Genomic DNA, 8,601 nt, shown 5'->3' with positions numbered 1-8,601 from the left:
TGTCGAACCAGCCGTCGTCGGTGAACGCCTCGGCGTTGGCCGCCGGGTTGTCGTGGTAGCCGCCGGTCACCGAGGTGCCGCGGACCTGGAAGCGGCCCGCCTCGCCCTCGGTGAGGACCGTGCCCTGTTCGTCGACGATCCGCATGGCGAACCCCGGGTAGGGCCGGCCGCAGCTGACGAACGTCCCTTCGCCCGGCACGGGTTCGGCGGGCAGGACGGCGTCGGTGACCACGGAGCAGGTCTCGGACATGCCCCAGCCGGGGTGCATCACGTCCTGCGGCAGGCCGAAGGCCTCGAGTGTGTGCAGGAACGCGCGGGCGGCGGAGGCGACGACGACCTCACCGGCGTTCATGACCAGCCGCATCGGCGACAGGTCCCAGGCGCGGCCGGTGAAGCGGTGGGCCTGTTCGGCGAGGAGTCCGAAGGCGAAGTTGGGCGCCCAGGTGACGGTGACCCGGTGCCGGTCGGCGAGGTCCATCCAGCGCAGCGGGTCCTGCAGGATCCAGGAGGTGGGGGCGTGGATCTGGCGGCAGCCGAGGTACACGTCGCGCAGGTGGAACATCACCACGCCGGTGACGTGGTCGAGCGGGATCCAGTTGAGGGAGACGTCGTCGGCGCCGAGGCCGTTCATCTGCTCGGTGGCGGCCGAGCGGGTCAGCACGTTGCGGTGGGTGAGGCGCACCGCCTTGGGCAGGCCGGTGCTGCCGGACGTCATGAGCATCAGCAGGAGGTCGTCCGGTTCGGCGGGGTGCCAGTCGTGGTCCTCGGGGGCCTCGCGCAGGGCGTCGGCGGTGGTGATGCGCGGCCCGGGCCAGTCCTGCCGGGCGGCGACCGCGCGCAGACCGGCCTCGCGGCCGGCGGAGCACACGATCCAGGGGCGGCCGAGCATCCGCCAGATGCCCTCCAGCTTGGTCAGCGCCGCGGAGGGGGTGTCGTAGGAGGCGGGGACGGTCAGCGGGACGGCGACGAAGCCGCCGAGGACGCAGCCCCACAGCGCGGCGAGGAAGTCCTCGGTGACGTCGCACTGGAGGATGACCTGGTCGCCCGGGCGCAGTCCGGCCCGGCGCAGTCCGGCCAGGACGCGGGAGGCTTCGGGGACGAGGGACGCGTAGGTGCGCCGGTGCTCGCTGCCGTCGGCGTGGACGTGGACGATGTCGCCCCGGTCCCGCGCGGCGGCACGGCGCAGGGCCTCGACCCAGCTCGGCACGGACGGCTCGGCGAGGGCGGGGCCTTCGCTGACGGCCGGAACGCCGGAGGCTTCCGCGCTGCGGGCGGCGGGGGCGGCTTCGGCGGAGCGGTCGGGCAGTCCGGTGTGGCGGCGGTCCAGTTCCTCGGGGGCGTTCTCCACCGACACGTCGACCGTGGTGACGCCGGGCAGCTGGGCGAGCCGCTCCCGCCAGGTCCGGGCCGCGGTCGCGTCGACGGCGGGCAGCGCGCGCAGTGCCGCGCTGTCGACGGTGCCGTCCTCGGCCCGGGGCAGGGCGTTGACCGCCGTGACGCGGACGGAGCCGTGGCCCGCGCGGTCCAGGAACTCCTCGACGCGTTCGGCGGCGTCGGACCGCCCGGGCACCACGTACAGGCGCGACGGGGCGTCGCCACCGCCGGGCAGGGCGTGGGCGCCGCGGATGCCGGGCACGGACAGGGCCGCGTCCTCCAGGACGGCGGGATCGGCCGCGGCCGGGGCGGGGGTGCGCTCGGGGAGCGCGGGCAGGTCCCCGAGGCGGGTCCCGGGGTCGGCGCTCACCGTGCTCAGGACGTCGTGCAGCGCGCGGGCGAACGCCTCGGCGGTGCCGGCGTCGTAGAGGTCGGTGGCGTACTCGACGTGCAGCGTCAGGCCGTCGGGGGTGCCCTCGGGGCCGTGGCGCTCCAGGACGTCCACGAAGAGGTCGAACTTGGCGGTGCCGGTGGCGGTGGGCCGCAACTCGGTGCGGGTGCCGTCGAGTTCGAGGACGGCCGGCCTGTTGTTCTGCAGGGCGAGCATCACCTGGAACAGGGGGTGACGGCCGGGCGTGCGGGGCGGGTTGAGGTCCTCCACCAGCCGGTCGAAGGGCAGGTCCTGGTGGTCCAGGGCGGCCAGGTCGGCGGTGCGCAGCCGGGCGAGGAGGTCCCGGAAGGCGGGGTCGCCGGAGGTGTCGGCGCGCAGCACCAGGGTGTTGGCGATCAGGCCGATCAGGGGGTCGAGGCCGGGTTCGGTGCGGCCCGCCACGGGGGTGCCGAGGACGATGTCCTCGCCGGCGCCGCAGCGGGTGAGCAGGGCGCTGACGGCGGCGTGCAGCACCATGAACAGGCTGGCGCCCTCACGGTCGGCGAGGCGCAGCAGAGCACGGTGCAGGGCGGGGTCGACGGCGAGTTCGACGTGCGCGCCGCCGCCGCGCGGCGCGGTGGGCCGCGGCCGGTCGCCGGGCAGGGTGCACTCCTCGGGCAGGCCGTCCAGCACGGTGCGCCAGTGGGCGGTGAGCCGTTCCAGCCGGCCGGGGCCGTCCGGTCCGGGGGCCAGCAGGGCGCGCTGCCACAGTGCGTAGTCGGCGTACTGCACCGTCGGCGGGGTCCAGTCGGGTGCCCGCCCCTGGCGGCGGGACGCGTAGGCGGCGGACAGGTCGGCGGCGAAGGGGCCGAGCGACCAGCCGTCGGCGGCGGCGTGGTGCAGCACGAACAGCAGGACCCGCTCGGTGCCGCTGCCCAGCAGCCAGGCCGCGAGGGGGCTTTCGGCGGTCAGGTCGAAGCGGCGCCGCAGCGCGGCGGTGACATGGGCGGCGGCCTCCGCGGCCGGGCAGTCGATCCGCCGCAGCACCGGGCGCAGCTCTCCCGGCGCCAGGATGCGCTGGTAGGGCACTCCGTCGTGCTCGGCGATCACCGTGCGCAGACTCTCGTGCCGGTCGGCCAGGTCGCCGAGGGCCGCGTCGAGCGCCTCGGCGTCCAGCTCCGGCCCGACGGGGACGAGGAGCGGGATGTGGTAGGTGGCCGCGCCCTCGTCGAGCCGGTGCAGGAACCACATGCGTTCCTGCGCGAAGGACAGCGGCACCCGCTGGGGGTGCGCGGCGTCGCCGAGGACCGGCCAGGGCGGGGCATCGTGCGCCCGTACGGCGAGCCGCCGTGCGAGCGCCGCCGGGGTCGGCGTCTCGAACAGGGCGGTGATGGGGATCTCCGCGCCGGTCTCGTGCCGCAGACGGGCCAGCAGTCTGGTGGCGAGCAGGGAGTCGCCGCCCAGGTCGAAGAAGCCGGCGTCCACCCCCACGGAGTCCCGCGGCAGCTGCAGCACGTCCTCGAACAGGGCACATACCAAGGTCTGTTCGGGTGTGGCGGGGCGGGTGCCGGACGCGGCGGCGGTGAAGTCGGGGTCGGGCAGGGCCTGGACGTCGAGCTTGCCGTTCGCGGTCAGCGGCAGGGTCTCCACCGGGACGCAGGCGGCGGGGACCATGTGCTCGGGCAGGTGGGCGGCGGCGTAGGCGCGCAGGTCGGCGGGGCTCACGGGCGCGTCGTCGCCGGAGGGGACGGTGTAGGCGACGAGGTGCAGGGCGCCGTTGCCGGCGTGGCGGGGCACGACGGCGGCGCGGGTGACACCCGGATGGGCGGCGAGGACGGCCTCGATCTCGCCGGGTTCGACGCGGAAGCCGCGCAGCTGTATCTGGGCGTCGGCGCGGCCGAGGTAGTCGAGGGTGCCGTCGGGGCGGCGCCGGGCCAGGTCGCCCGAGCGGTACATGCGGGTGCCGGGCGGGCCGTAGGGGTCGTCGAGGAAGCGTTCGGCGGTCAGCTCGGGGCGGTGCAGGTAGCCGGTGGCGACACCGGCGCCGGAGACGTACATCTCGCCGGTCGCGCCGGGCGGCACCGGGCGTCCCGCGGCGTCCAGCAGGTGGACCCGGAGGTCGGCGAGCGGAGTGCCGATGGCGCCGGCACGGCGCGGGTCGTCCAGGTCGGCCGCGGTGAGCCGGTGGTGGGTGACGTGCACGGTGGTCTCGGTGATGCCGTACATGTTCACCAGCGCCGGGCGGTCCAGGCCGTGCCGTTCGGTCCAGGGGCGCAGCCGCGCCGGGTGCAGGGCCTCCCCGCCGAAGACGACGTAGCGCAACGCCCCGGCATCGCCCCCGTGTTCCGCGTCGGCGTCGACGAGCTGCTCGAACGCGGACGGCGTCTGGTTGAGGACGGTGACGCCCTCCCGGTGCAGCAGGTCCAGGAACTCGCGCGGCGAGCGGCTGACGGCGTAGGGCACGACGACGAGCCGGCCGCCGTGCAGCAGGGCGCCCCAGATCTCCCACACGGAGAAGTCGAAGGCGTAGGAGTGGAACAGCGTCCACACGTCGTCGGCACGGAAGTCGAAGTGCTCGGCCGCAGCGGCGAAGAGCCGTACGACGTTGGCGTGCGGCACGGGTACGCCCTTGGGGCGGCCGGTGGAGCCGGAGGTGTGGATGATGTAGGCGGTGTCGGACGGGCCGGCCGGGCCGTGCCGTTCGGCGTCGGTCAGGTCGGCGCCGGAGCGGCGGGCGAGGTCCGCGGTCACCTGCGGGTCGTCCAGCAGCACGGCGGGGACGGCGTCGTGGGCGAGGTGGGCGTGGGCCTGCTCGGTGACCAGCACCACGGGGGCCGCGTCCTCGACGACGAGCCGCAGCCGCTCGGCCGGCTGGCCGGGGTCCAGGGGCAGGTAGGCGGCGCCGGTCTTGAGGACGGCCAGCAGGGCGGGCAGCAGCCGCAGGCCGCGTTCCAGGGCGAGCGCCACGACCCGGCCGGGCCCCGCGCCGTGCGCGGTCAGCAGCCGGGCGAGCCGGTTTGCCTCGGTGTTGAGCGCGGCGTACGTGAGCCGTTCGTGCCCGTGGCTGACGGCCGTGCGCTCGGGCCCGGCCGCCACCTGTGCCTCGAACAGTTCCGTGAGGGTCCGCTCGGCCGGGAAGGTGCGGACGGGCGTGTCGCGGGGGTGTTCACCCGGCAGCAGGACGTCCAGGTCGCCCAGCGGCGTCACCGGTTCGGCCGCGGCCAGCCGGTGCAGCACCGCGAGGAACCTCTCGCGGTGCAGGGCGAGTTCGTCCTCCCCGTACAGGGCGGGATTGGCGTCGAAGGCCAGCCACAGGCCGCCGCCGCAGGGTCCGGGACGCACCGAGATCTGGAAGTCGTCGACGGCTCCGCCGGACAGGTGGTGCCAGGTGGTGGGGTGTCCGGCGAAGACCGGGGACTCGTCGAACGGGACGATGTTGAGCACCGGTCCGTACAGCCGGTGCCCGGTGCCCAGCAGGCCCAGGTCGCGGCGGAGGAACTCGCCCCGGTAGCGCTGGTGGCGGCGCAGGGCCGTCAGTTCACCGGCGACGGCTCGGACCAGCTCCGCGACGGGCGTGCCGGGGGTGGCTGCCACGCGCAGCGGGAGGACGTCGGAGGCGGTGCCCGGGGTGCGCAGGGCGGCGCTGCCGAGGCGGCTCATCGTGGCCAGGCCCAGCACCAGGTCTTCGACGCCGGTCATCCGGTGCAGGTAGGCGGCGGTCGCGGCGGTGAGCAGGTCGGTGCGCCGGACACCGAGGCGGGCCGCCGCGGCGTCGAGCGCTTCGGTCTCGGCGGGCGTCAGTTCGGCGGTGCGGCGCAGGAAGGGCGCCGTGGGGGCCGCCGTGCGGGAGGTGAGCCGGGCGGGCTCGGGCAGGTCGGCCAGGCGCCGCGCCCAGTGGTCACGGTCTTGGGCGTGCCGCTCGGAGGCGAGGTAGGCCGCCTCCTCCTCCTGGAGCCGGCTCACCGGTGCGAAGGCGCTGGGCTCCGGTTCCCGCCCCTCGGCCAGGGCGTTGTAGGTGTCGGCCAGGCGGCGCCCGAGGAGCTTGTAGCTGTAGCCGTCCAGGAGCAGGTGATGTGCCCTCAGCAGCCAGAGGTGGCGGTCGGGCGCCAGGGTCAGCAGGGTGTGCGCGAAGAGGGGGCCCTTCTCCAGGTCGACGGGGGTCGCGAGGTCGGTGCGGACGTGCTCCCACGCGGCGGCCTCGGGGTCCCCGGCGCCGCTGACGTCGACCCGGTGGAGGGGCCAGTCGTCCGCGTCCGGTGCGGGGTGGCAGCGGGGGCCGTCGTCGGTGTCGGCGAAACGCAGGGCGAAGGTGTCGGCCTCGGCGACGACGCGCCGCAGCGCGGTCTCGAACAGGGCGGTGTCGAGGGGTCCGTGGATCTCCACGGCCTCCGCGGTGTTGTACGCGGCACTGTCCGGTGCGAGCCGTCCGGCGTACCAGAGGCCCTCCTGGGCTCCGGACAGCGGTCGACGTGCGTCCTCCTGGAGTGACATAGCGCAACCCTTACGTGGCAAGCCGTAGATGTCCCGGACGGCGAAGGCCCGGCCGGATCGGACGGGTGCGGCCACCCCCGTGCCGCCCGCGCGTGTGGCTGCGCGCCGGGCCGCCTGCCCACGGGGCGGGGAAAGGGACCGCACACCGAGGTCAGGGGGATCACGTCACCTGACCCGGTTTCACGGCACAGCACGGTGCTGCACCGGCACCGGCGGGGTCAAGGTGAACCGGCTCCCGGGGCACCGGTTCAGGGGTTTCCCTGAAGTTCGGGGTGCCGGGGAGTGCGCGCCGGGACGCAACTTCTAGGGAAATCACGCGACTTCACCGCGCGCCGGGCCCTCGGCTGGATTCGGCCGCGGTCGGCCGTGCACTCTCGAAAGGCCCCCGACCTCCCCGCGGACCGCCGCGGTGGCAGTTGTGTCCCGGGGCCGTGGATTTCCGGAACGAACGACGGAAAGAAGGCTGACGGCATGCACCGTGTGCTGTGTCCGGTCGAGACGCTCTACGTGGGCCAGAGAAGCAGGGCCGTGCTGTCCTGCACCCTGCGTGGACCGGTGGACCTCGCGGCGCTGTCCGCCGCGTTCGACGCCCTGACGGAGGCGAACCCGCCGCTGCGCTCGCGCATCGAACAGGACGGCGGCGGGCACGTGTTGCGGGTTCTCGGCGCGGACGAGCGGCCCCGGCTGATCACCCGGACCGGCGACGAGGAGGAGGCCTACGCGGCGGAGCTGAACAGGCCGCTGCCGGTCGGCGGCCCGCTGAGCCGTGCCGTGCTGGTCAGCGCGCCGGACGGCCGGAGCCACCTGTTCGTGCTGGTGATCGACCACACCATCACCGACGGCCACAGCAGCATCGCGGTGCACAACGCGCTGTGGGACCGCTACCGGGCGCTGGTCGAAGGCACCACCGACGGCACTGCCGCTTCGGAACTCCCGCGCTGGCCCGAGCCCGTGAGCCGGTTGCTGCCTCCGGCCGACGAGGCCGACACGGCGAAGTACCTCGACGGCCGGCTGGAGGAGATACGGCGCCACCCGGTCGAGCTGGTCCCGTACGACACCGCGGGCGATGAGGGTGGCGACCCGGACGGGCACATCGAGGTCCGCCGGCTGACCCTGGACGCGGACCTCACCTCCCGGCTGCGCGGTACGGCGCGCGCCTCGGGTGTCTCCGTGCACGCCCTGATCGCCGCGACGCTGCTGACGGCGGCCCGGCGGCGCCTGGCCGGGGACGACGGGGCACGCACGCTCGGCTGCCTCTCCCCCGTCGACCTGCGTGCGCGGCTCACCCCGCCGGTGCCCGCCTCCGACCTGGTCCCCGCGGTCACCACCCACCTGCAGACCCTGGACGTGGCCGCGCGTTCCGAGCCGCTGGAGCTGGCCCGTGCCGTGCACACCCGGCTGGGCGACTTCCTGGCCCGCGGCGACCACTTCCACGAGATGCGCATCACGCCGGAGATCCCCCGCAATCCCGCGCTGCAACTGGCCACGGTGATCGCCACGAACATGGGCGTGGTCCCCGGTCCGCGGCTGCCGGACGGGCTGCGGGCGGCCGACGTGCGCCTCGTTCCGGCCCGCGAACACTACTTCCCGCAGGCGGGACGCAGCCCCGTCATGGCGTGCGTGGTCTCCTTCGAGGGCCGGCTCTCCATCGAGTTCCCGCACTCCACCGCCTGTTACAGCCCGTCCTTCATGCGGGCGTTCCGCGACGACGTGCGCGCCGGGCTGCTGCGTTTCACGGACCCGGTGGAACCGGCTCTCGCCCACGCCACCGGCTGAGCACCGCCCGTTCGCCCCTCCGACCCCCGCCCGCCCGGCTGTGTAAGGAACTTCTGTCCGCCATGACGACCGTCAGCGAACTGCCCTCCCCCCTGACGCTGCTCCCCCGGGCCCAGGCCGGCGACGAGCACGCGATGAACCACCTGCTGACCGCCATCACGCCCTACGTTGCGCGCATCTGCAGGTCCATCACCCACGACGACGGTGCCGACGCCACGCAGGAGGCACTGCTCGCCGTCTACCGCGGCCTGGGTTCCCTGCGCGAACCGGCGGCGTTCTACGGCTGGGTGCGCTCGGTGACGGTCCGCGAGGCCATCCGCACCGCCAGGCGCTACGGCGCGGAGAGCTGCTGCTCCGAGGTGGACTCGCAGGAGGAGACCAATCCCCTGGACGCGGTGTACATCAGTGACGTGCTGGAGCGGCTGTCCCAGGCGCACCGGCAGGTCCTCACCCTGCGCGCCTACGGGCTGAACGAGGAGGAGATGGCCGAGGTGCTCGCGCTGCCCGTGGGCACCGTCCGCTCGCGTCTGTTCCGGGCCCGCCGCCGGTTCCAGGAGGCGTGGCAGCCCTCGGCGGCGTGACGCCGGCGC

General features: G+C 74.8%; 3 protein-coding genes. 2 read left to right on the top strand and 1 reads right to left on the bottom strand.

What is annotated here, in order from left to right:
- On the bottom strand, positions 1 to 6,235 hold a 6,235-nt coding region (locus tag RIM90_RS28785; protein ID WP_309063681.1), incomplete at its 3' end, for a non-ribosomal peptide synthetase.
- Positions 6,236 to 6,706: 471 nt separating this feature from the next.
- Between RIM90_RS28785 and RIM90_RS28780 the strand changes: the two genes are divergently transcribed.
- The gene (locus tag RIM90_RS28780; RefSeq protein ID WP_309063680.1) at positions 6,707 to 8,011 is read left to right on the top strand and encodes a condensation domain-containing protein; all 1,305 of its coding nucleotides are present in this window, start codon (positions 6,707 to 6,709) and stop codon (positions 8,009 to 8,011) included.
- Positions 8,012 to 8,073: 62 nt separating this feature from the next.
- On the top strand, positions 8,074 to 8,592 hold the full coding sequence (locus RIM90_RS28775) for an RNA polymerase sigma factor (protein WP_190003486.1): 519 nt from the start codon (positions 8,074 to 8,076) through the stop codon (positions 8,590 to 8,592).
- Positions 8,593 to 8,601 lie beyond the last annotated feature (9 nt).

The organism is Streptomyces sp. (assembly GCF_031181555.1).
Classification (GTDB): domain Bacteria; phylum Actinomycetota; class Actinomycetes; order Streptomycetales; family Streptomycetaceae; genus Streptomyces; species Streptomyces fimbriatus.
This window is presented reverse-complemented; position numbering and strand designations above follow the sequence as displayed.